Origin of the sequence: Streptomyces sp. NBC_00459 (assembly GCF_036013955.1) — a bacterium.
Lineage (GTDB): Bacteria > Actinomycetota > Actinomycetes > Streptomycetales > Streptomycetaceae > Streptomyces.
In genome coordinates this window covers 2,636,404-2,658,776 of record NZ_CP107903.1, presented here as the reverse complement: position 1 = coordinate 2,658,776, position 22,373 = coordinate 2,636,404, and the positions used below count along the sequence as shown (strand labels likewise).

The window sequence follows — 22,373 nt, the reverse complement described above, 5'->3', positions numbered from 1 at the left end:
ACAGCTCTGCGGGTCAGTAAGGGGTGTACGGCGTGCGGGAGTTCATCGTCGAGGCCGACGGCGGTTCCCGGGGCAACCCGGGGCCCGCGGGCTACGGCTCCGTCGTCATCGACGCGGCCACGGGCGAGACGCTGGCCGAGGCGGCCGAGTACATCGGCGTCGCCACGAACAACGTCGCCGAGTACCGGGGCCTGGTCGCCGGCCTGCGCGCGGCCCGCGAACTGGACCCGACCGCCACCGTCCACGTCCGGATGGACTCCAAGCTGGTCGTCGAGCAGATGTCCGGCCGCTGGAAGATCAAGCACCCGGACATGAAACCGCTGGCGGCGGAGGCGGCCCGGGTGTTCCCGGACGCCGCGCAGGTGACGTACGAGTGGATCCCGCGCGCGAAGAACCAGCACGCGGACCGCTTGGCGAACGAGGCGATGGACGCGGGCAAGCGCGGCGAACAGTGGTCGCCGTCCACGTCGACGGCGGAGCTGGACGCAAGGTCCACCTCCGCCTCCAAGGCGGCTGACGCGGACACCGGCGCCGCCACGAAGGTCGCCGCCGGCTGGTCGGCGCCCGCGGACCTCGGCCCACCGGCGACGTTCGTACTCCTGCGCCACGGCGAAACCCTTCTCACCCCCCAGAAGCGCTTCTCGGGCAGCGGCGGCACCGACCCGTCCCTCTCGGACGTGGGCCGGGACCAGGCGGAGCGGGTTGCGGAGTCCCTGGCCAGGCGCGGCACGATCCAGGCGATCGTCGCGTCCCCCCTGACCCGCACGCGGCAGACCGCCGCCGCTGTCGCGGAGCGCCTCGGCCTCGACGTGACCATCGACGACGGACTGCGCGAGACGGACTTCGGCGCGTGGGAAGGGCTGACGTTCGGCGAGGTGCGCGAGCGCTACCCGGACGACATGAACGCCTGGCTGGCCTCCCCGAAGGCCGAACCGACGGGCGGCGGCGAGAGCTTCGCGGCGACCGCACGCCGGATGGCCGTCACCCGCGACAGGCTGATCGCGGCCCACGCGGGCCGTACGGTCCTGCTGGTCACCCATGTGACCCCGATCAAGACCCTCATCCGCCTGGCCCTGGGCGCCCCGCCCGAGTCCCTGTTCCGGATGGAGCTGTCGGCGGCTTCCCTCTCGGCGGTGGCGTACTACGCGGACGGCAACGCGAGCGTCCGGCTCTTCAACGACACGTCCCACCTGCGCTGAGCCCCGCGGCCTGACGGGCGAGTGTCTCGACCCGGGGCCAGTCGCGCGCGGCGACAGCATCCGCCGGAAGCATCCAACTCCCGCCCACGCAACCGACGTTGGGCAGCGCGAGATACTCGGGTGCGTTCGCGGGACCGATCCCCCCGGTGGGGCAGAACCGGGCCTGGGGGAGCGGCCCGGACAGCGACTTCAGATAGGCGGTCCCGCCCGCGGCCTCCGCCGGGAAGAACTTCATCTCCCGCACCCCGCGCTCCAGCAGCGCGACGACCTCGGACGCCGTCGACACCCCCGGCAGGAACGGCAGCCCCGACACCCGCATGGCCTCCAGCAGTACGTCGGTCCAGCCCGGGCTGACGAGAAAACGCGCCCCGGCGTCGAGCGCGTCGGACACCTGCCCCGGCGAGAGAACGGTCCCGACACCGACCACCGCGCCCGGAACTCCGTCGGCGACAGCCCGGACGGCGTCGAGCGCGACGGGCGTACGCAGGGTCACCTCGATGACCGGCAGCCCCCCAGCGACGAGCGCCCGGGCAAGCGGCACGGCATCGGCCAGATCCTTGACGACGACCACCGGAACGACGGGCGCGAGACCGAGAACGGAGGTCAAGGGGAAGGGCGCGGGGGAGCTGGACATGCGCCCAATCCTGCCCCCGGTCTACAGCACACGCAATGAACGTTGCACATGCTGCAATAGGGCGAGATCAAAGGGGCGCGGGGAACTGCGCGACAAGCCCCAATGGCGCAGCAGACGCCGAACAACCAGCGCCCCTCCCCGCGGAGCGACTCGCTCAGTGAACCTCGTCCACCAACACATCCAACGCCCACGCAGCCCCCGCCCCCCTGGGCGGAGCCTCCCCCTCCACCACATACCCAAGATCCCGCAGCACCTCCACCAGCTCCCCCGGCCCGGAGGGCACCGCCCCCACGCTCACCAGACTCCGCACGATCCGCCCCTTCGTCGCCTTGTTGAAGTGGCTGACGACCTTCCGGGTCGGCGCATGCAGCACCCGCACGGTCGCCGTCCGCCCGGCAACCTCCCCCTTCGGCTTCCAGGCCGCCGCGTAGGCGGAGGAACGCAGGTCGAGGACCAGCCCGTCACCGGCCACCTCGGGAAGGACGGCGGCCATCGGAGCACGCCAGTGCGCGCCCAGCGCGCCGATCCCGGGCAGCTTCACACCCATCGAGCACCGGTACGAGGGAATGCGATCCGTGACCCGTACGGCGCCCCACAGCCCGGAGAAGACGAGCAGCGACCGCGCGGCCCGCTTCTTCGCGGCAGCGTCGAGAGAGGCGAGGTCGAGGGCGTCGTACAGCACACCCGTGTACACCTGCCCGGCCGGCCGCGCTCCGGCGGTGAGCAGATCGACGTTCTTCGCGACCTCGCCGCGCAGCCCCTCGCTCAGCCCCAGCACCTCACGAGCCTTGTCCTCGTCCCCGACGCACAGCTCGACGAGCTCCCCGAGAACGGCCTCACGAGCGGCGGTGAGCCCCGGCAGGGACAGCGACTCCAGCTTCAGCGGGGCACCGCGCCCCGAAGCGGCCTTGCCTTCGGAGGGAGGCAGCAGGACAAGCACGGTGAGTTCTCCAAACGGGTACGCGAGGTCGACTCGCGTCAGATTACGTGGTGAGGCGGGTTCGCCTACGTGATGAGGCGGGCGGTCCCGATTGTGCCTACGCTCGTTCCATGCCCCGCCGCCACATACGCGTGACCGGCGCCCCCGAAGCCCCCCTCCGGGCCGCCCTCACCGCCCTGCGTACCGAACTCGACGTCCCCGAAGGCTTCCCGCCCGCGGTACTGGCGGAGGCGGAACGGGCGGCGAAGGCCCCCGCTGTCCCGCCGCTCGACGCCACGGACATCCCGTTCTTCACCATCGACCCGCCCACGTCCACGGACCTGGACCAGGCGATGCACCTGTCCCGCCGCCCCGACGGCGGCTTCCGCGTCCGTTACGCCATCGCGGACGTGGCGGCATTCGTCGTACCGGGCGGGGTGCTGGACAAGGAGACACACCGCCGGGTCACCACCCTCTACTTCCCGGACGCGAAGACCCCGCTCCACCCACCGGTACTCAGCGAGGACGCCGCGAGCCTCCTCCCCGACCGGACCCGCCCGGCCGCCCTCTGGACGATCGACCTCGACGCGGACGGCCGCACGGTCGCCGTGGACGTCCACCGAGCCCTGGTCCGCAGCCGGTTGAAACTCGACTACGAGGGCGTGCAGCACCAACTGGACGCCGGAACGGCGGAAGAGCCGCTGGCCCTCCTCAAGGACATAGGCGAGGCGAGGGAACGCCTGGAGGTGGAACGAGGCGGCATCTCCCTGAACGTCCCGGAGCAGGAGATAGTCGAGGACGGAGACGGAGACGGAGACGGAGGCGGGGGCAGGGACACGGACGGGGACAGGGGCGAGGGCGCTCGCACGTACTCGCTCACCTACCGCGCACCACTCCCCGCCGAAGGCTGGAACGCCCAGATCTCCCTCCTCACGGGCATGGCGGCGGCAGAGCTGATGCTGACGCACGGCACAGGAGTCCTCCGGACCCTCCCCGCGGCACCTGACGATGGGGGTCCCCCCGGTCGAGCGAAGTCGAGACTGGGGGAGGTCGGCCGTCTGCGCCGCACCGCGCAGGCCCTGCACATCGACTGGCCGCACCACGTCTCGTACGCGGCCCTGATCCGCTCCCTGGACCCCCACCGCCCCCACCACGCGGCCTTCCTCCAGGAATGCACGACCCTGCTACGAGGCGCCGGCTACACGATCTTCCGCGACGGCAACCTCCCCCCACTCACCACCCACGCCGCCGTAGCCGCCCCCTACGCCCACTGCACAGCCCCCCTGCGCCGCCTGGTCGACCGGTACGCCTCGGAGATCTGCCTCGCCGCCGTGGCCGAACAACCCACGCCCGACTGGGTGTCGGCAGCCCTGGACACCCTCCCCAAGGAGATGAGAGAGGGCGGCAGACGGGCGGGCGCGGTGGAGCGAGGCTGCGTGGACATCGTCGAGGCGGCACTGCTCAAGGACCGGGTGGGGGAGATCTTCGAGGGCTGCGTGGTGGACGTGGAGGACCACAAACCGACGGTCGGAACAGTGCAGTTGGAGTCTCCGGCGGTGGTCGCAAGGATCGAGTCCGACGGCGATGGCGCTCCGCTGCCACTGGGGGAGCGGCTGCGGGTACGGCTCACGCGGGCTGAGCTGGGGGTGGCGGGGGTGCGGTTCGCTCCGGCGTGACGGTCGCCGCGACACGGCAGACTTCCTCTGACGCTCGCGAAGTAACGTGGAACCGTGAACGCAGGTGGGGGCACACGCGAACAGGCACTGTGGACCAGAGCGAGACTCGGCCGCCGCGGCCCCGCCCTGGACCTGCTCACCGCCCGCTTCGACCGGCACGTCTACGCCCCGCACGCCCACGACGAGTTCACGGTCGGCCTGTGCGTCGGCGGCTCCGAGGTCATCGACTACCGAGGCGGCCGCCTCCGCCCCCGCCCCGGCTCGATCGTCGTACTGGACCCGGGAGAGATGCACACAGGCGGCCCGGACACCGCCTCCGGCTACGCCTACCGAGCCCTGTACGCCGACACCTCCCTCCTCACGGACGGCACCACCGGCGGCGTCCCGCACTTCCGCGAACCGCTGCTCGACGACCCCGAACTGGCCGCAGCCTTCCGCGCCGCACACACCGACCTGAGCACCTGCCCGGACCCCCTGGAGGCCGAATCCCGCCTCCCCTGGCTGCTCACGGCACTGGCCCGCCGCCACTCCACGGCCCGCCCGACGCCGGACAACGTCCCCGGCGCGGACCGCATAGCCCACGCTGTACGAACCCGCCTGGCCGACGAACTGACCGCCCCGCCCTCCCTCGCCGACCTCGCCACCGACCTGGGCCTGTCCCGCTACCAACTCCTGCGCGCCTTCCGTACGACGGTCGGCATACCCCCGTACGCCTGGCTGGCCCAGCACCGCGTGACCCGGGCCAGGGCTCTGCTGGAGACCGGTCTACGCCCCGCCGAGGTGGCCTCCCTCGTCGGCTTCGCCGACCAGGCGCACCTGACCCGCTGGTTCCGGCGTGTGATGGGCGTGACCCCGGCGGCGTACCGCAACAGCGTTCAAGACGGCGGACGGGGAGGCACCCGACACTTGCCCGCATGACTGCACGCGGCTGGTTGTTGTTCTCCCTGATGGGAGTGGTCTGGGGCATCCCGTATCTGCTGATCAAGGTGGCGGTGGAGGCGGACCTGTCCCCGTCGACGGTGGTGTTCACGCGCTGCGTGCTGGGCGCGGCGCTCCTCCTCCCCTTCGCGATCCGCCAGGGCGGACTCCCGCGCACGATCCGCACCCACTGGCGCCCGATGCTGGCCTTCGCGGTCATCGAGATCATCGGCCCGTGGTGGACCCTGACGGACGCGGAACGCCATCTCTCCAGCTCCACGGCGGGCCTGCTGATTGCGGGGGTGCCGATAGTCGGGCTCGCGCTGGCCCGCTTCTTCGGCAGCACGGAGAGGCTGGGAGCCCGGCGGCTCACGGGCCTGACCCTGGGTCTGGCGGGTGTCGCGGTCCTGACCGTCCCGCACCTGACGGGCGGCGACGCGCGGTCGCTCGCTGAGGTGTTGCTGACGGTCGTCGGCTATGCCACGGCCCCGCTGATAGCGGCACGCCATTTGAAGGACGTCCCGTCGCTCCACCTCACGGCGCCGTGCCTGGCGCTGGCGGCGCTGGTGTACGCCCCGGCAGCGGTGATCACCCGCCCGCCCGCGCTTCCGTCCGGGGAGGTGCTGGCCGCCCTGGCCGTCCTGGGCGTGGTCTGTACGGCCCTCGCCTTCGTGGCGTTCCTGGAGCTGATCAAGGAGGTCGGCCCGACCCGGGCCACGGTGTTCACGTACGTCAATCCGGCGGTCGCGGTGGCGGCGGGCGCCGTGTTCCTGGACGAACCGCTGACGGCCGGCATCCTCGCCGCCTTCGCCCTGATCCTGGCGGGGTCCGTCCTGGCGACGGCCACTGGACCGCGTCGGGGCGGACGCCCGGTAGCATGGTCGACACGGCAGACGAGCCGGGCGGACGGCCGCGTGGACTCCCCTTCGGGGGCGCTCCCCGAGGAACGTCCGGGCTCCACAGGGCAGGGTGATGGCTAACGGCCACCCGGGGTGACCCGCGGGAAAGTGCCACAGAAAACAAACCGCCTGGGACCTCGGTCCTCGGTAAGGGTGAAACGGTGGTGTAAGAGACCACCAGTGCCCAGGGCGACCTGGGCAGCTAGGTAAACCCCACCCGGAGCAAGGTCAAAAGGAAGCGCTGGTAAGGATACGCAGCGCTTCTGCGAGGACGTTCGAGGGCTGCCCGCCCGAGTCCCCGGGTAGACCGCACGAGGCCGGCGGCAACGCCGGCCCTAGATGGATGGCCGTCTCCCCGGCCGCCGCGAGGCAGTCGGGCGACAGAACCCGGCGTACAGCCCGACTCGTCTGCCGCCAAGGGCCCTATGACCGGATAAATTGCTGGTCAGGGGCCCTTTCTTCGTATGTCGAAGGACTTCGTCAGACCTCGGTCCGTACCGGTTCGAACCGGTACGCGCAGCTGTGAACGTAGCCATGAAGGTAGCCACCTACGCGGCCACTGCGGGCACTCGTCCTGATCGCTGAGACCTCGGTGCGCGAAGAGCGGCGCAGCGTCTCGCGGATGGCGCGGGTCGTGCCACTCGGGAGCGTGTGTGGGGCGGGAGCTGCTTGTGGGTCATGGCGGGACCCCGCACCGCGGGAGGCGCAGCAGGCGCCGTCCCTCTGGCCGGATGCGCAACCAGGTCGAGGTCGACCTACGCGGCGACACCATGGTCATGATTCGCACGTAACCAGTGGCCACAGCCCGGATTGAGGAAGGGGCACGGGAGCGGCTCGGAACCGTCCATGGCAGCCGACGAGCCGAGCCAGGGGGAGATTTCGGATCGGGCGTAGGCGGGCGGACGCCTGCGTGAGTCGGGTGCGACGTCGGATGGCGTGAGGGACGCCCCGTGTGGCCCGCCGTCCCGGCGTCCGGCTGCGCGGCGAGGGCCACGAGGTAATTGGGGGACTTTCCCTCATGCGCCCGGTGTAGGAGGTGGGCACATTGGTGACCACGTTTCAGCACGACGTCACCACGCGTGCGCAACCGAGGGGAAGTCGATGGGCAGAAAAGCGTTACTCCGGGTTCTGATGGTCGCCGCGCTGGCCGGTTCCGCGGTGACCCTGACCGCGGGGCCCGCGAGCGCGGCCACAGGGGTGTCCGTGAGCGGGGGTGATGTGATCGTCAACGCGGGGTCGGGGGTCGCGAACAACATCACGGTCTCCCTGTCGGGAAGTTTCGTCGTCGTTCAGGACACCGCCGCCACCCTGACGGCCGGCACCGGCTGCTCGGCTCAGATCAACGGATCGGTGGCCTGCCAGGTCGGCAGCTTCGCCACGGTGGTGGTGAACGCCGGGGACCTGAACGACCGGATCACCAAGACCGGCAATGTCCGGGGCAACCTGAAGGGCGAGTCGGGCAACGACATCATCGGCGGCGGCCCCAGCCCGGGCAGCAACATCCTCAACGGCGGGGCGGGCAACGACACTCTCAACGGTGGCCCCACCTTCGACCTCCTCATCGGCGGCGCAGGCGCCGACACGCTCAGCGGCGGGGGCGGCACCTCCGACATCGCCAGCTACTTCGAGAGCGGCTCAGGGGTCGTCGTCGACATCGACAACTCCGCCGACGACGGTGCCGGCGGCGAGGGCGACAACGTCCTCACCGACGTGGAGATCATCTACGGCAGCGAGTTCAACGACACGATCACCGGGAGCGCGTCGAACGACACCATGCTCGGCTACGGGGGCAACGACCGGCTGGTCGGCGGGGCGGGCAACGACAACCTGACCGGGGACCTCGTCCCGTCCAGCAGCGGCCGGACCGGCGCGGACACCCTGGTCGGCGGTCCCGGGAACGACACCCTGAACGGCGTGGACAACATCGTGGGCAACGACAGTGTCGACGGGGGCGCCAACACCGACACCTGCACCGCCGACACCGGGGACACCAAGAGTCTCTGCGAGGCGTGAGCAAACGCCGCACGGGACCGATCCAGGTATATGCGCGGGACCGATTCACGCATATACCGGAATGATCCCGTGCGGTCAGCGGTCAGCCCACGTCAGGTGCCGGCGCCGGCCGCGCCGGAGTCAACTCCCGTCCGCGTACCGGCGAGCCAGGCCGCGCAGCGCGGTCCGGCTGCTCTGGCCGGTGCGGTTGCGGAGACTCGACAGGTGCTTTTCGACGGTGCGGGGCGAAAGGAACAACTGCTGGGCGATCTCCTGGTTGCCGAGCCCGCGGCCGAGCAGGCGCAGCACCTCGTACTCCCGGGCGGTCACCCCCGTTCGCCGCAGCTCCGGCGGAATCGTGTCATGGCCCTGGCGCCGCCGGGGCACGGGAGAGCCCGCGTCCCGCAGCAGGGCGCGGCAGGCCGCCGACATCCGTGTCGTGCCCCGGTCGTGGAAGAACTGCTCGGCGCTGCGCAGCCACTCGACAGGCTGCCCCCAGTCGTCGGTGAGCGCCGCCTGGGCACCCAGGCGCAGACACAGGTGACGGGCCATGGGAATGGTGTCGGTACCGGCCAGGGCTTCCTCGGCCGCCTTGGCGGCCTCGGCGGCCCGGCCTTCGCGGCCCAGCAGCACGGCCCGGGACCATCCCACGAAAGGCCGGTCCCAGTGGACCTGGGTGAGCCGGTCGGCGACCCCGCCGTCCAGCTCCGCCCAGCCGGCCGCGCCCCGTACGGTGCGCAGGAGCAGGTACGGGCCGAGGAAACCGATGACCCCGCGGGTGCTGGGCAGTGCCCGCATGGTCCGGTCCGCCTCCGTGAACTCGGCCATGGCACGGTCGGGTTCCTCCAGCAGCAGGGAACACACGCCCCGGGCCCAGCCCCACACCGAGGTGTCGGCGTAGCCCCAGACCGCTCCGGCGCTCCCCCCGGCCAACGCGGTCTCCAGAACGTGCAGCGCGGCCTGGAGTTTCTCCCGTTCGCCTCGGGAGGCGGCGATGACGGCGTCCATCGCGACACCGATCAGCTGCACCTCGCGCAGCCGCAGCCTGCCGGCTGTCGTGCGGAGCCGCTCGGCGTACTCCAGGGCCCCGTCGAGGTCGTCGCGCAGCACATGAGCCTGCGCCAGATGCGTGTCGGCCGAGGCCGTCAGGAGCACGGCACCGGTCTCCTCGGCCGCCTTCCGTGCTGCCAGCAGCCGATCGGTGCCGGTGAACCGGATCCGGTCCAGCGCACCGAGTTCCAGCAGGCCGCGTATCCGCCAGACCGGCAGGGCATGGGTCTCGGCCGTGGACACCAGGCGTTCGAACACCTTCTCCGCCTCGGCCAGGTCGTGGGGCCGCAGGCAGTACCCGAGGATGTTCAGCGCCTTGCAGCTCGCCTCCGGCAGCCCGACCGCCTCGGCAGCGGCCAGGGCCCCTTCGGCCAGGGCCCGGGCGCTCTCCAGCCGGTCCGGGCGCTGTGAGCCGAGCACCAGGTGCGCCGCCACGGCGTCCAGGGCGGCCCGGGACGCCGCGTCGGGCTCGGCGCCGAGCAGTTCCCGTGCCCGGCGCACGGCGGTCAGGCCTTCCTCCCACTGCTGTGCGGTGGCCGCGGCCCGGGCCCGGGTCAGGAAGCCCGCGGCGCGCCGGGCGGCGGGCGCGCCCCACGCGATCAGGACCTGGTCCAGCCGATCGCCGAGCTCCGGGACGCGCTGGACGTCGCCCGTCAGGACGAGTATCCCCAGCAGTTCCTCCAGCAGCCGGGCCACTGTCTCGGGCGGTGTGTCCGTGGCATCGGCGGTCAGTTCCAGGCCACGGTCGAGGAGTTCCACCGCGGTCAGCAGCGCGCCCCGTAAGACCGCCTGCCGACTGGCCCGGGTGAGCAGCGCGGCCGCCCGGGCCGGCTGCCCGCCGGCGACGCACAACTCCGCGGCCAGGCGGTACAGGTCGTCGCCCGAGCCGCCGCCGAGCAGACCTCGGGGCTCCCCGCCCTGCTCGGGGCGGGGAACGATCGGCTCCGGCACCGCCGCGTCGGCGGCCTCGATGGCGTCGGCGGCGGCGAGACAGAGCGCCGCCCGCTCGGCGGGCAGCAGCCGGTGGGCGATGGCGTCGGCGGTCAGGGCGTGGCGGAAGGAGTGCCAGCCGGGCTGCTCCGTGGTGGCGCCGTCGGCGACCAGGTCGGCCCGTGCCGCATGCCTCAGCTGGCGGAGCGCCGTCATCCGGTCGAGTTCGGCGACACGGGCGGCCACGTCCACGGGGAACCGCCTGCCCAGGACAGCGGCTGCCTCCAGGAGGGCGATCCCGGCGGGCTCAAGGTGGTCGACGCGCTGCAGGACGGCGGCGGCGACCGTCGTGGGTACGCCGGCGTTCACCGCGCCGGTCACCGTCCAGCCGTCGTTCCGCGTCCGGACGAGGTCGCCGCTGTCGACCATGGCTCGCAGCAGTTCCTCGACGACGAAGGGGACGCCCTCGGAGACGGCGTGCAGGCGGTCCAGTACGGCCGCCGGTACCTTGTCGGCGTCGTCGTGGCCCAGGCAGCGGGCGGCCAGTTCCGCCGTGTGGGCGGGCCCGAGGCGCGCCAGGCGCAGTGTGCGGGCCGCACGGCGGGATACCGCGGCCTCGGCGAGGTCGAGGGCCGGTCCGGGCACAGCGCGCAGGGTGGCCAGCAGGGTGGCCCGCTGGCCGGGGAGGTTGTCCGTGAGGTAGTCGACGATGGTGAGCGTGTCGGCGTCCGCGTCGTGCAGGTCCTCCAGCACCAGTACGCAGCCATGGGTACGTCCGAGGACGCCCAGGAGCCGCAGCACCGCCTCGGCGTAACCCACCAGCGGCGCGCCGTCCTGCGGCGCCAGCCCGCACAGCCGTGACAGCAGCGGCTCGTAGGGGCCCAAGTCCCCGTCCACCGGCGCCCCTTCACCCCGCAGTCCGGAGAACACGGCCTCCGCCAGCGGGCGCAGCGGCACCGCGCGCCCGGCCGACGCGGCCCGCCCGCGCAGCACCCGTGACCCGGTGCGCGCGGCAGCGGCCACGGCCTCCTCCACAAGGCGCGACTTGCCGATACCCGGCTCGCCCAGCACGAACACCGACGAGCCCCGCCCTTCGCCCGCCGACCGTCCCACCTCGGTCAGAAGGTCCAGCTCCGGTCCTCTGCCGACCAGTGCCGGTGACGACAACGACACCTGGGCCCCCTGCGCCTTCTTGCCTTCTTCGCCTTCTTCCGGGATGTCCCGGCCGCCCCTTCGAATGCTCCTTCGAGTCCGTACAGCGTAGTGCCCACGAGTCACAGGGGACGCACAACTAGATGGGGGCTCTTCCCCCATGCCCCCGGCAGCAGGCGCACGGCATTCTCTTCCCAGCAGGTGGGGGGACAGGGCATGTCCGGGGGAGGGGGACATGCCCTGCTGCTGTTCTTTCTTCGACGGGCGGATACCCATGTCTTCAAGGTCTTCGATTCTGGTCACCGCCGGGTTTCTGGCTGTGGTCCTGTCCGGATGCTCGTCGCTCACGGGAAGCCCGGGAGCGGGAGGGGGTGCCGGCACGTCGCCTTCGACGGGTTCGGCAGCCGAGGGGCCGGACGTGCCGGCGTCCGCCCTGGACCTGGAGCGCGTGTGCACGGACGGGCTCGGCTACGCGGGGATGCCCGCCTACGACCGTACGAAGAAGACCGTGCATCCGGCGGTGCTCATGAACAACCCCGGCGACAGCTGGTCACAGTCCGAGCCGCCCTCCGGCGACTTCCCCAGGGGCTGGATCCTCGGCTACGCGGACAAGCCCGCCGAAGCCGAGCTGGTCGTCTGCGTCGAACGCACCAAGTCGACCCCGACCGGCAAGGTGTGCGCCATGGAGACCGATGACGGCAAGCCGCTGAAGATACGCACGTACAACACCTCCTACCGGCTGAGCGTGGTCGAATCGCGGACGGGAGAGGAACTGTACGAGTACACAGGTGAGGCCAAGTCCGACGAGTGCCCGGTGTACATCTTCACCTCGGAGGGCGAGGGCAAGGACAAGTACTACAACGAAGTGTGGCCCAAGGACTACCGCAAGCGCCTCCAGCCCTTCATCGCACCGTAGGCCTCACTCACTCCGGCCACCCCCGCCCCCAGACCTCCCCTGGAGGAGAGTTTGTCCCCCACGACCACCACCGTCGCCGTCGATCTGAGCGGGCTCAGCGCCGCCCGCGGTGGCTCCCGTCGGCTCACCGGCCATCTCACCCGGCCCGCCGGGCCGGGCCCCTGGCCCGGTGTCGTGGTGATCCATGAGGCGCTGGGCGTCAATGACGTGATGCACCGCCAGGCGGAGCGGCTGGCGGGAGCCGGGTACCTCGTCGTCATGCCCGACCTGTTCACCGACGGAGGGGCCGTACGCTGCCTGGTGCCGACCTTCCGGGCCGCCCTGTCCGGACGCGGCCGGGCCTTCCACGACATCGAGGCTGCCCGCACCCACCTCGCCCGGGATCCCGACTGCACCGGGCGGATCGGCGTCATCGGCTTCTGCATGGGCGGTTCCTTCGCCCTCCTCGCCGTGGGCGGCGACTACGCCGCAGCCGCCGTCAACTACGGCCGCCCGCCCAGGCATCTCGAACAGGCGCTCACCGGTTCCTGTCCCGTCGTCGCGAGTTACGGGGCCCGCGACCGTACGCTGAAGGGGGCGGCCTCCGGTCTGGAGGCGTCGCTCGACCGGCTCGGCGTCGTCCACGACGTCAAGGAGTATCCGGAGGCCGGGCACTCCTTCCTGAACGATGCCGAGGTCGGGCCGCGCGTGCTGCGTCCGCTGATGCGTGTCGCCGGAATCAGGCCGCACCCGGAGTCCGCCGTCGACGCGTGGCGACGCATCGACGATTTCTTCGCCACGCACCTCAAAGGGGATGGCGTCGACGGGGCGTTGGGGACGTGAGGAGCAGGGGCGGTGCCCCGTGCTCTGTCGGCCAGCACGATCAGGCCGGACACGGACGGCATCGCCCCGGTGCGGGGCCCGAGCTGCCCCTCGGCGGCGAGATCGGGCACCCGGGCCCGGGTGCCGCCGGGTCTTCGAGCGGGTCTTCGAGCGGGTCTTCGAGGCGATTCAATGCTCGGGAATTGAAGCCGGGCCCCGCTGTCCGGCATGCCCCTGCAGCGGATCCGCCGACGCCCGCCACCAGCCCCTGGGAAACATGCACGAAGTGCAGTTCCAAGTGGTTGTTCCCAAGGGGCGACGTCCTGTTCAGAGCTTCCTCGCCAGCCGGAGTGGTGGGCGTCAGCTCGCGGTGACCAGCTCGTCGAGCAGCCGCTCCGACAGATTGTTGTCGCCGAGGAAGCTCTTCACCGAGGCGTCCTCGTTGCGTTGAGGGTCCAGGGTCGACCAGTTCAGGTCGTAGCCCGCGTCGGCGCTGAGCTGGGTCAGGAAGGCTCGCTGGGTGCGGCCGTTGCCCTCGCGGAAGGGGTGGAGGACGTTCAGGTCGCCGTACAGTGCGGCGAGTTGGACGACGAATTCCTGCCGGGGGAGATCCCGTAGGTGGCCGGACGAGGCGAGGCGGCCGAAGACCTCTCCGGCGTAGGGCACCAGGTTTCCTGCCGGGCAGAACGGTGTGCGCTTGGCGATGTTCACGGTGCGCAACTCGCCTGCCCAGGGATAGATGTCGCCGAAGATCGTGGCATGGAACGCCTGGAGGTGGTCCAGGTCGTACGTGCCGGGCAGGGGTCGTTCGGCGAGTAGGACGAGGCGCGCCCGGGTGATGTCCGCCTCCGCTGCCGCGAGCAGTTGATCGTCGGTGATACCGAGCTTGTTGCGCAGCACGCCGTTGGGCATGGCGTACGGATCGTTCACCCTGCTCGTCGCTCCGCGGTCTGTTGGTGGCGGGCGATCGCGCGGGCGACCAGGGTGTCCGCGTCGACGTCACCCTTGATGTACGCCTCGGTGTCGCGGTCGGAGGCCTCGGAGGCGTGGAGCCCCTCTGCCGCGATGGAGCCGGTGGCCGAGGCGACGGCCGTACGTCGCGCGGCCCGGCCGCTCAGTGCCTCGAAAGCCTCGACGGAGAGGAGGACGGCCTGGGGCTTCCGGTGGGCGCCGATCAGGACCGGGTCGGCATCCGCACCGGACTCCGACAGGTCGGTCAGGATCCGCGACAGTCTGGTGCGCGCGTCGCTGACGGTCACGACCTCGGGGATCTGCATGCTGTCACCGTACCCATATAGAGTCTTGATTCTGTACAGATTCTAGTACGGATTCCAGGCTCGCGGGCAGTTCGAAACCAGGGCATTCCATCAACGGCATCAGGTTGCCCGGCGTTCCACAACCGCCGAGCAACCCGATCCCGCTCAAGCCCCGCCCGTCTCACATGTGTACGACCGGTGCCGCGTTCGGATCCGCCACTGGCACCCCCCGCCGGTAAAGCACGGCACTGACCACCAGCCCCACCGCGAAGAACGCCGCCGACCACCAGTAAGCCGTGGAGTACCCCTCCAGGCCCGCCTGGGCAAGTACCGCCGGGTCTTTGGGGTTTCGGCCGTCGATGTAGTTCGTGACGGCGCTGGTGGAAAGGGTGTTCAGCAGCGCCGTGCCCAGCGATCCACCGATCTGCTGCATCGTGTTCACGGCCGCCGATGCCACCCCCGCGTCCTCCGCCCGCACCCCTTCCGTGGCCAGGGCCATCGCCGGAGCCATGACCAGGCCCAGGCCCAGCCCCGCCACGATCAGCGGAGGCATGATGTCGCCGGCGTAGCCGCTGGTCAGGTCGAGGCCCGTCAGCCAGACCATGCCTGCCGCGGCCAGGCCCATGCCCAGCGGGACGATCGGCTTCGGGCCGACACGGGGGACCAACACCGTGGTGGCCACCGTCGAGGCGAGCATCAGCCCGGCGATCATCGGGAGGAAGGCCAGGCCCGTTTCGATGGGCGTGTAGCCCAGGGACTGCTGGAGGTAGTACGTCAGGAAGAGGAAGACGCCGAACATGCCCGCGCCCAGCAGCAGGACCGAGATGAACGACGCGCCGCGGTTGCGGTCGAGCAGGACGCGCAGGGGGAGCAATGGGTGCTTCGCGCGTGTCTGCCACCACGTGAACGCGGCCAGTAGCGCCGCGCCCGCGGCCAGCCAGCCCCAGGTCTGCACCGAGCTCCAGTCGTGGCTCTCCGCGTTGGAGAAGCCGTAGACCAGGCCGAACAGGCCGGACGAGACGAGTATCGCGCCGGGGACGTCGATCTTCGAGGTCCTGTCCCGTGTGGTGCGCTTGAGGAGGATCGCGCCGCCGGTGAAGGCGACCGCGGCGAAGGCGATGTTGACGTACAGGGTCCAGCGCCAGTCCAGGTGCTCGGTCAGTACGCCGCCCAGGAGCAGGCCGATGGCGCCGCCCGCGCCGGCGATCGCGCCGTACACGCCGAAGGCCCTGGCGCGTTCCTTGGTGTCGGTGAATGTCGTGGTGAGGAGGGAGAGGGCCGCGGGCGCGAGCAGTGCGCCGAACAGGCCCTGTACGGCGCGGGCGCCGACGAGCATCTCGAAGCTGCCTGCCGCCCCGCCGACGGCGGAAGCGGCGGCGAAGCCGACCAGGCCGACCAGGAAGGTCATCTTGCGGCCGAACAGGTCGGCTATCCGGCCGCCGAGCAGGAGCAGGCTGCCGAAGGCCAGGGCGTAGGCGGTGACTATCCACTGGCGGTCGCCGTCCGAGAAGCCCAGGTCCTGCTGGGCGGACGGCAGCGCGATGTTCACGATGGTCGCGTCCAGGACCACCATGAGCTGGGCCACGCCGATGACGGCCAGAATCCACCAGCGGTGGCGGGGAGGTGCCTCCACCGGTGGTTGGAGAGTGGGCTCGGTGGCCTCGTCGGGTTTGTCTGCTGCGGAGATTTTGGACATGGCGAACTCCGAGGGAGGTGAGAAAGGGGAGGAGAGGCGGCCGTGGCGCTGTGGGGCCGGAGGGTGTGTCGATCGAGCTCTCCTGACAGGTGTCAGATTACCTTTAATCTGACAGGCGTCAAGTATGGTGTTCTTGGGTCAGTCAGTCGGCAGTCCGGGAGGCAATGACATGGGAGCTACAGCCGAATCCGCGCGGCGGCCGGGGCGGCCCGGCGCCGACACCCGGGCCGTGCCCGACGAGGAGAACATCCTGAAGCGTGGGCTTGAGGCCTTCGCCGAGCTGGGATACGACCGGGCCTCCGCCCGTGAGCTGGCCCGGCGACTGGGTGTCAGTCATAACTTCATCAATGACCGGTACGGGTCCAAGGCGGCGTTCTGGCGCGCGGTGGTCGATTTCGCGCTGGGGGCTCAGCTGGCCCAGCTGCCGTTGGAGGAGCCCGTGGCCGATGACGCCGAGCGGCTGCGTCGGATCATCACCGGTCTCTATCTGACGTCCGTCGACACCCCGCAGCTCAGTCGGCTCTTCGTCGACGAGCTCTCCCGGGACACCGAGCGGCTGGACTACCTCTACGAGCACTACATCGGGCCCACCCTGGAGACCCTGGTGCCCAGCATCGACCGGCTGGTGGCCGCCGGGCGGATGGCGCCCATCCCGATGGACGTTCTGTTCTTCACGATCATCCCGCCCATCGCCGGGATGATCGATGTCCCGCTGGCCCGGCGTCTGGGCAGGGCCCACCCCGCCACACCGGAACAACTCGTCGCCACCGCAGAGACGTTGGCGACTCTGGTGATCAACGGGCTGCTCGCGACGGTGACTTCCGGCAGCCGCCCCTGACGTCCGTGTTGTGGTTGCTGTTGTCGTCGTTTTGGTCGTGGCTGTACTCGGCTGAAGTCGCCGCTACGGGGCCCGGTCCAGCGCCGCCGTCAGCTCGCCCCGCCGCCGGATGCCCAACTTCCGGTAGGCACTGGTCAGATGGGTCTCCACCGTGCGGCGGGCCACGTGCAGCAGTTCCGCGATCTCCGTGTTCGTGCGGCCCTCCGCCGCGAGTTCCGCTGTTCGGCGCTCGCTCGCCGTCAGTGTCGTCGTCGCCGTACGGCGGGCGCCGCCCTCGCGGAGGGACTGGTCGGCGGCGGATCGCAGGCGCACGGCGCCCAGGTGTTCGGCGCGTTCGGCCGCTTCGCGCAGAGACTTGCGGGCGCGGGAGCGTTCGCCGGCGGCGGTCAGTTGACGGCCCCGGGCGATCAGGGCCGGGATCAGTTCCGTTTCGACAGCGGCTTCGCGCAGGATGCGTACCGCCTCCTCGGACAGGTCGAGGCCGTGGCGACCCCCCGTCGCCGTGCCGAGTATCCGCAGTGAACGGCCCACCAGACGTGGGGTGTTCCACACCCGGGCCAGCCGCAGTTCCTCCTCGGCCAGCGCGAGCGCCTCCCGGGGGTGGCCGAGGGCCAGTTGGCACTGTGCGGCGGCGGCCCGCCAGGGGGTGACCACCGGGCTCAGCACGTCGCGGGCGGACTGACGGCGTCCGCACTCCAGGAAGTCCCCCAGGGCGCCGGCCGGATCGCCGGAGGCGGCTCGCACCACTCCCCGCGCGTAGAGGAAACGGTTCAACTCCCAGGAGTCGTGCGCCTCCCGCAGGTCGAAGGCGTCGGCGAGCTGCCACGCCTCGTCGAGGCGGCCCGTCTCGACGAGCGCGAGTAGTACGTGCGCCTCGACGTTCGTCGGCCCGGTGCCGGTGCCGGCACCGCTGCCGTGGCCGGTTGCGGTCGCGGTTGCGGTTCCGGTTCCGATCTCGGCGGGAGCCCGGGCTTCCCCGGGCCCGGCCACCCACTCCGACCCGAATCCGAACCCCGGTCCAGGACTGCCGCCGGTCCCCGTTCCGTCCCGCCGCCACGACTCCTCGTCGCTCAGCAGTTGCCCGTAGTCCCCACGGGCGGCGGCGATGTCGGCGCGTACGTTCAGCAAGGCCTCGTGCATGGGGTGGAGCAGTGTCGGGCGCTGGCCGGTCAAGCCTCGGTCCGTCAGGCGTTCGGCCTCGTCGAGTTCGTCGGCCCACTGGGCCACCGCCGCCGCCGTACCCAGGAGGAAGGGTTCCGCCAGTGGGCCGGCCGGCTCCGCCAGCAGGGCGCGTACGCGCTTCATGGCGGCGTCCGCCGAGATCAGGCCCGCTGTCGCCTCGTACCGTACGAGGAGGGCGCGGCCGGCGGGGCCGAGTGCCTGCGGGGAGTGTTCGGCGGTCTCGTGCAGCCGGCGGTACATCTCCTCGCGGATCGTCTGGTCGTGGTCGGAGAGGAGCGCCGAGGCCGTCTGGACCGTGCGGAGCAGGTCCGGGTGGTCCGTCAACTGGCCGTCCAGGTTGTGGAGCAGGGTCACCGCCGCGCGGGCCTCGCCGCGTCTGGCCAGCGCCGTGCCCAGGGCCACCGCCGCCTGTACGCGGTACTGGGGCAGGCCGGGCAGGCGCATCGCCTCGGTCAGGCGGGGGATGGCCGCCGAGGAACGTACGGCCGCGAACTCCAGCGAGCCCAGTTCGGTCAGCACCTCGGCCCGGCGGCCGTCCGACATCGGTTCGTCCAGCGCCCGGCGCATCAGGACCACCGCGTCGTCGGTACGGTCGTCGCGGACGGCGCCGCCCGCCGCGTCCAGCAGGACCTCCGTTGCCCACACCTCGCCCATCGTGCCCGAGCGCAGCAGCAGTTCGGCCACCGTCGGCGTCGGGACGCCGCGCCGCAGCATCGCCTCGGCCGCCGCCCCGTGCGCCGCCTGCCGGTCGGCGGCGCACCAGCCCGTGAGCACCGCGTCCCGCAGCAGCGGATGGGCGTAGCGGGGCTGCCCGTCGTCGCCGAAGCGCAGCATGCCGAGGCGGGGCATGGCGGTCAGCCAGCCCCGTACCCGGGCCGGGTCGGCTCCGAGGGTGTCCACGGTCTCGGTGAACAGGGCGGCGTCGGCGCCCTCCGGCAGCTCGTCCAGCGCGGCGAGCACCCGCGCCGTCTCGGCCGTCGCCGTTCCGGCGCAGTCCAGCCACCAGGACACCGCCGCCGGATACGCCCCCGGATACAGCGCCGCGCACGTCTCCGGCAGCGGGGCCGGTGCGGCGGTGGTGGCGCTCAGGTCCTCCAGCAGCGCGCGCAGGAGCAGTGGGTTGCCCGCACCCGCCCGAACGTAGTCGGTCACCCACTGCTCGGGTACGTCGCCGACGATCGAACGCACTAGGTGCGCCGCCGCGTCGTGGCTCAGCGGGGCGAGGGTGTGGGTGCGTACGAGGGCGGGGGAGAGGGTGTGGACCAGACCGGCGGACGGCGGGTCCACGTCGTACTGGCTGCGCTCCGTCACCAGCAGCAGTACCGGTAATCGGTCCACCCTGCGCGCCGCCTCGATCAGCCAGCAGCGCGAGTTCTCGTCCGCGAGGTGTACGTCGTCCACGGCGACCAGCACCGGACCCTCGGCCGCGTACGCGCGCAGCAACCGCCAGAGCCGGGCGGCGGGCGGCAGCGACTCGTCCGGAGCGCCGGTGGCTTCGGACGGAGGGCCGGGCGGGGGTGAGGTGGTCAACTCCTGTAGGGGGGAAAGCAGTTGCTCTACGGCGGCCAGGGGGACGCTGTTCGCGCCGCCCCCGGTGGAGCAGCGGACGCGCAGGACGCGCATGCCGTGCGCCTCCGCGTGCTCGGTGGCGGCCTCCAGGAGCGCGGTGCGGCCGGTGCCGGTGGCGCCGCGCAGCAGGACCAGACGGCCCGTACCCTCGCGGGCGCGTGCCGCCTCGTCGGCCACCAGTGCCAGGGCCTCCCTGCGCTCATACAGCGATGAGGGTGAGGATGAGGACGCAGTTGACGGTGACGCGGGGGATGGGGATGGGGGTGGCATGCCTGCCTCCTGTCTTGGGTAGGTGCTGGCCGGTCTCGTGGTCGAACTGGTGGCGGATCTCGTGGTGTGTCTCGTGGTGGTCCACGATTGCGCGCGCCCCATGGGTCACAGAAGTGTGGGCTGTGCACGTCTGCCACCGACCCCTCGAAGGTGGCGGCACCTGACCCTGGGGGCAGTTCTTGCGCACCACACTCCGCACCACAGGTCCCGGCACGGGGGTCGCGGCCGGAACAAGAGCCGGTGCCGGGCCGTCCGAAGCCGGGCGCCGCGTACCCGTGGCCGTGCACGCGGCCGACCCGATCTCACGCGCCGGCGCGATCAGCCAGCTGCGGCAGCATCCGGTGGTCGAACTCCGCGAGGAATCCGACAGCGGGCCGGGTGTCGTGGCCCTGCTGGTCAGCGAGACCCTCGACGAGGCCACGCTGTCCCGACTGCGCCGGCTCGTCCGCAGCGAGGGCGCCAAGGCCGTTCTCGTGGTGGGTGTACTGCGCGAGAACGAGCTCCTGGACGTCATCGAGTGCGGCGTCGGAGCCATCGTCTGGCGCCATGAGGCCACCGGACACCGGCTGGCACAGGCCGTACTCGCCGCCGCCCGCGGTGACGGCGACCTGCCCTCCGACCTGCTCGGCCGGCTCATCAGCCAGGTCGGCACACTGCACCGCACGGCGGCCGGCCAGCCCGGTGCCCCCACCTCGGGCCTCGCGCCGCGCGAGGTCGATGTCCTGCGCCTCGTCGCCGAGGGGCTCGACACGGGGGAGATCGCAGGCAAGCTGTCCTACTCCGAGCGCACGGTCAAGAACGTGATGCATGGGCTCACCACCCGGCTGCATCTGCGCAATCGGGCGCATGCCGTGGCCTATGCCTTGCGCGAAGGCTACATCTGACCGAACGGGTAATCGAACACGGCGCGCGGGCACCAACTCGTGCCCGTCAACCGGCTCTTGTGTGCCTGTGCGGGCGCGCGCCCGGGACTCATGTGATGCGGGGGCCGCCCAGCGAGCGTTCCCTGACCCGTTCCAGGTGGGTCGTGAAGACCTCCCGGGCGTCCGGGGTCAGGGTGCGCAGGGCCACCAGTGCCGTCAGGGCGACGTCGCACAGCTCCGACCGGACGTCGTCCCAGGTGTGGGTGGTCCCCTTGCGCGGGTTCTGGCCGGTCGCGCCGATCACCGCCTGCGCGACCTCGCCGACCTCCTCGGACAGCTTCAGTATCCGCAGGAGGAGGCCTTCGCGGCCGGGGTGCGCGTCGTTGGCGTCGAGCCAGGTCCAGAGGTCGTCGATCGCTGCCCAGACGTCGTCATCGGCCATGGGAGAAGCCTCCCACGCGATGACGTCTCTCCACCTCTCTCCACGTTTCTCGACGTCTCTCCGCGTCCCGACGTTCCGACGGCCCTGCTTCTCGGCTTCTCTACTCCTCGAACAGCGCTTCCTGCGTGCCCTGTTCACGCTCCCTCACCCGCCGGTTCCGGGCCCCCACGACCACCGCCGTGACCGCGGCCGTTCCGGCGAGGGCCGCCGGGACCATCCAGCCCCGGTCGAGTACGTGGCCCAGCGCATGGTCCAGGGAGAGCCGGCCCGGTCCCGCCACCGCGAGGCCCGCCGCGGCGAGACCCAGGGTGGCGGCGTACTCGTAGCCGCCTTCCGCGCTGAAGAAGCCGTTGGGCGCGTGCACGGCGGTGGCGCCCGCCATCGCGCCCGCTGCCGCCGCGCCGGCCGCCGGAGTCGCAAGGCCGAGCGCGAGGAGCGCGCCGCCGCCCGTCTCCGCGAGGCCCGCCGCCGTGGCGCTGGCCTTCCCGGGCGCGTAGCCGACGGACTCCATGAAGGCGCCGGTGCCTTCGAGGCCGTGCCCGCCGAACCACCCGAACAGCTTCTGCGCGCCGTGCGCCGCCAGCACCCCGCCCGTCCCCAGACGGAGCAGCAGCAGCCCCAGATCACGCCGGTCGTATCGGTCGTCACAGGTCATGCATCCACCGTCGCACCGTTCACGTCCACCGCACCCGAGGGGACCGTCCATGCCTGCCGTTCGGGTGGCGGGCGCCCGGGGGCGGTGCCAGTCTGACCGGCATGACGATTCAGACCGCCAAGCTCAGCGACCCGGCCGTCCGGGCCTTCGTCAACGCCGTGAACGCGCACGACCGCGAGGCATTCCAGGCCGTTCTGGCCCCCGGCGCGACCATGTCCGACGACGGCTCCGACCGTGACCTCGCCGACTGGACCGAGCGCGAGATCTTCTCCTCCCACGGGCACATGGAGGTGGACAACGAGTCGCGCGGAGGCCATGTCCTCGTCGCCAGCTACAGCAACGACACCTGGGGCGAGATGCGCACCAAGTGGAGCTTCACCGTCGACGACGGCCGCATCCTGCGCTTCGAGACGGGCCAGGCCTGACGGTCGCGGGAGTCGGACCCGTACCCCCGTACCCCCGTACCCGTACGTCCCCTTGTGTTGAAGTGGGCTCCAACTCCTACTGTCCTGAGCC

General features: G+C 71.5%; 19 protein-coding genes, 1 other RNA gene and 1 pseudogene. 11 read left to right on the top strand and 10 right to left on the bottom strand.

Annotated elements, in window-relative coordinates; translation table 11 throughout:
• Positions 1–32 precede the first annotated feature (32 nt).
• Positions 33–1,199, top strand: a complete 1,167-nt coding sequence (locus OHN74_RS11655) for a bifunctional RNase H/acid phosphatase (protein ID WP_327694491.1) — start codon at positions 33–35, stop codon at positions 1,197–1,199.
• Here the strand turns inward: OHN74_RS11655 and eda are convergent.
• Complete coding sequence (gene eda, locus OHN74_RS11650) at positions 1,174–1,833, bottom strand: bifunctional 4-hydroxy-2-oxoglutarate aldolase/2-dehydro-3-deoxy-phosphogluconate aldolase (protein WP_327694490.1); 660 nt, start codon at positions 1,831–1,833, stop codon at positions 1,174–1,176. The genes OHN74_RS11655 and eda overlap by 26 nt on opposite strands.
• 154 nt (positions 1,834–1,987) lie before the next feature.
• Positions 1,988–2,773, bottom strand: coding sequence for a peroxide stress protein YaaA (yaaA, locus tag OHN74_RS11645; RefSeq protein WP_327694489.1), 786 nt, complete (start codon positions 2,771–2,773; stop codon positions 1,988–1,990).
• Positions 2,774–2,883: 110 nt separating this feature from the next.
• Here yaaA and OHN74_RS11640 point away from each other — a divergent pair, with 110 nt between their 5' ends.
• The 5 genes and pseudogenes from OHN74_RS11640 to OHN74_RS11620 all read left to right on the top strand — a co-directional run bounded on the left by OHN74_RS11640 (position 2,884) and on the right by OHN74_RS11620 (position 8,258).
• Positions 2,884–4,428, top strand: a complete 1,545-nt coding sequence (locus OHN74_RS11640; RefSeq protein WP_327694488.1) for an RNB domain-containing ribonuclease — start codon at positions 2,884–2,886, stop codon at positions 4,426–4,428.
• 54 nt (positions 4,429–4,482) lie between these two features.
• Complete coding sequence (locus OHN74_RS11635) at positions 4,483–5,346, top strand: AraC family transcriptional regulator (protein WP_327694487.1); 864 nt, start codon at positions 4,483–4,485, stop codon at positions 5,344–5,346.
• A pseudogene (locus tag OHN74_RS42875) lies at positions 5,343–6,125 on the top strand (DMT family transporter); the annotation flags it as partial. The gene OHN74_RS11635 and the pseudogene OHN74_RS42875, both read left to right, overlap by 4 nt.
• A gap of 115 nt (positions 6,126–6,240) precedes the next feature.
• Positions 6,241–6,656, top strand: an RNA gene (gene rnpB, locus OHN74_RS11625) — RNase P RNA component class A.
• Between the two features lie 690 nt (positions 6,657–7,346).
• Positions 7,347–8,258 (top strand): calcium-binding protein, encoded by a 912-nt coding sequence (locus OHN74_RS11620; protein ID WP_327694485.1) that lies wholly within the window; start codon positions 7,347–7,349, stop codon positions 8,256–8,258.
• 120 nt (positions 8,259–8,378) lie between these two features.
• On the opposite strand, the gene OHN74_RS11615 is transcribed toward OHN74_RS11620, so the two are convergent.
• Positions 8,379–11,390: a helix-turn-helix transcriptional regulator gene (locus OHN74_RS11615; RefSeq protein ID WP_327694484.1), complete on the bottom strand. Its 3,012-nt coding sequence runs from the start codon at positions 11,388–11,390 to the stop codon at positions 8,379–8,381.
• Positions 11,391–11,787: 397 nt separating this feature from the next.
• Here OHN74_RS11615 and OHN74_RS11610 point away from each other — a divergent pair, with 397 nt between their 5' ends.
• Both OHN74_RS11610 and OHN74_RS11605 read left to right on the top strand, forming a co-directional pair.
• Positions 11,788–12,285 (top strand): hypothetical protein, encoded by a 498-nt coding sequence (locus tag OHN74_RS11610; protein WP_327694483.1) that lies wholly within the window; start codon positions 11,788–11,790, stop codon positions 12,283–12,285.
• 51 nt (positions 12,286–12,336) lie between these two features.
• On the top strand, positions 12,337–13,107 hold the full coding sequence (locus tag OHN74_RS11605) for a dienelactone hydrolase family protein (RefSeq protein ID WP_327694482.1): 771 nt from the start codon (positions 12,337–12,339) through the stop codon (positions 13,105–13,107).
• 339 nt (positions 13,108–13,446) lie between these two features.
• On the opposite strand, the gene OHN74_RS11600 is transcribed toward OHN74_RS11605, so the two are convergent.
• From OHN74_RS11600 to OHN74_RS11590, 3 genes are all read right to left on the bottom strand, one after another.
• Positions 13,447–14,016, bottom strand: coding sequence for a Fic/DOC family protein (locus OHN74_RS11600; RefSeq protein WP_327694481.1), 570 nt, complete (start codon positions 14,014–14,016; stop codon positions 13,447–13,449).
• The gene (locus OHN74_RS11595; RefSeq protein ID WP_327694480.1) at positions 14,013–14,363 is read right to left on the bottom strand and encodes a type II toxin-antitoxin system Phd/YefM family antitoxin; all 351 of its coding nucleotides are present in this window, start codon (positions 14,361–14,363) and stop codon (positions 14,013–14,015) included. The genes OHN74_RS11600 and OHN74_RS11595 overlap by 4 nt, the downstream gene beginning before the upstream one ends.
• 160 nt (positions 14,364–14,523) lie before the next feature.
• Positions 14,524–16,038, bottom strand: a complete 1,515-nt coding sequence (locus tag OHN74_RS11590) for an MFS transporter (RefSeq protein WP_327694479.1) — start codon at positions 16,036–16,038, stop codon at positions 14,524–14,526.
• Positions 16,039–16,207: 169 nt separating this feature from the next.
• Between OHN74_RS11590 and OHN74_RS11585 the strand changes: the two genes are divergently transcribed.
• On the top strand, positions 16,208–16,876 hold the full coding sequence (locus OHN74_RS11585; protein WP_327694478.1) for a TetR/AcrR family transcriptional regulator: 669 nt from the start codon (positions 16,208–16,210) through the stop codon (positions 16,874–16,876).
• Between the two features lie 63 nt (positions 16,877–16,939).
• On the opposite strand, the gene OHN74_RS11580 is transcribed toward OHN74_RS11585, so the two are convergent.
• Both OHN74_RS11580 and OHN74_RS11575 read right to left on the bottom strand, forming a co-directional pair.
• Positions 16,940–19,897 (bottom strand): AAA family ATPase, encoded by a 2,958-nt coding sequence (locus OHN74_RS11580; protein WP_443060373.1) that lies wholly within the window; start codon positions 19,895–19,897, stop codon positions 16,940–16,942.
• Positions 19,827–19,982, bottom strand: a complete 156-nt coding sequence (locus OHN74_RS11575; protein WP_327694476.1) for a hypothetical protein — start codon at positions 19,980–19,982, stop codon at positions 19,827–19,829. Before OHN74_RS11575 ends, OHN74_RS11580 begins: the two co-directional genes overlap by 71 nt.
• Positions 19,983–20,076: 94 nt before the next feature.
• Between OHN74_RS11575 and OHN74_RS11570 the strand changes: the two genes are divergently transcribed.
• Positions 20,077–20,781 (top strand): helix-turn-helix transcriptional regulator, encoded by a 705-nt coding sequence (locus OHN74_RS11570; protein ID WP_443060372.1) that lies wholly within the window; start codon positions 20,077–20,079, stop codon positions 20,779–20,781.
• 88 nt (positions 20,782–20,869) lie between these two features.
• Here the strand turns inward: OHN74_RS11570 and OHN74_RS11565 are convergent, their stop codons facing one another.
• The gene (locus OHN74_RS11565) at positions 20,870–21,202 is read right to left on the bottom strand and encodes a MazG-like family protein (protein WP_327694475.1); all 333 of its coding nucleotides are present in this window, start codon (positions 21,200–21,202) and stop codon (positions 20,870–20,872) included.
• Positions 21,203–21,302: 100 nt separating this feature from the next.
• Positions 21,303–21,857, bottom strand: a complete 555-nt coding sequence (locus tag OHN74_RS11560; protein WP_327694474.1) for a DoxX family membrane protein — start codon at positions 21,855–21,857, stop codon at positions 21,303–21,305.
• Positions 21,858–21,958: 101 nt separating this feature from the next.
• On the opposite strand from OHN74_RS11560, the gene OHN74_RS11555 reads away from it, so the two are divergent.
• Positions 21,959–22,282 (top strand): nuclear transport factor 2 family protein, encoded by a 324-nt coding sequence (locus tag OHN74_RS11555; protein ID WP_327694473.1) that lies wholly within the window; start codon positions 21,959–21,961, stop codon positions 22,280–22,282.
• Positions 22,283–22,373: the final 91 nt, after the last annotated feature.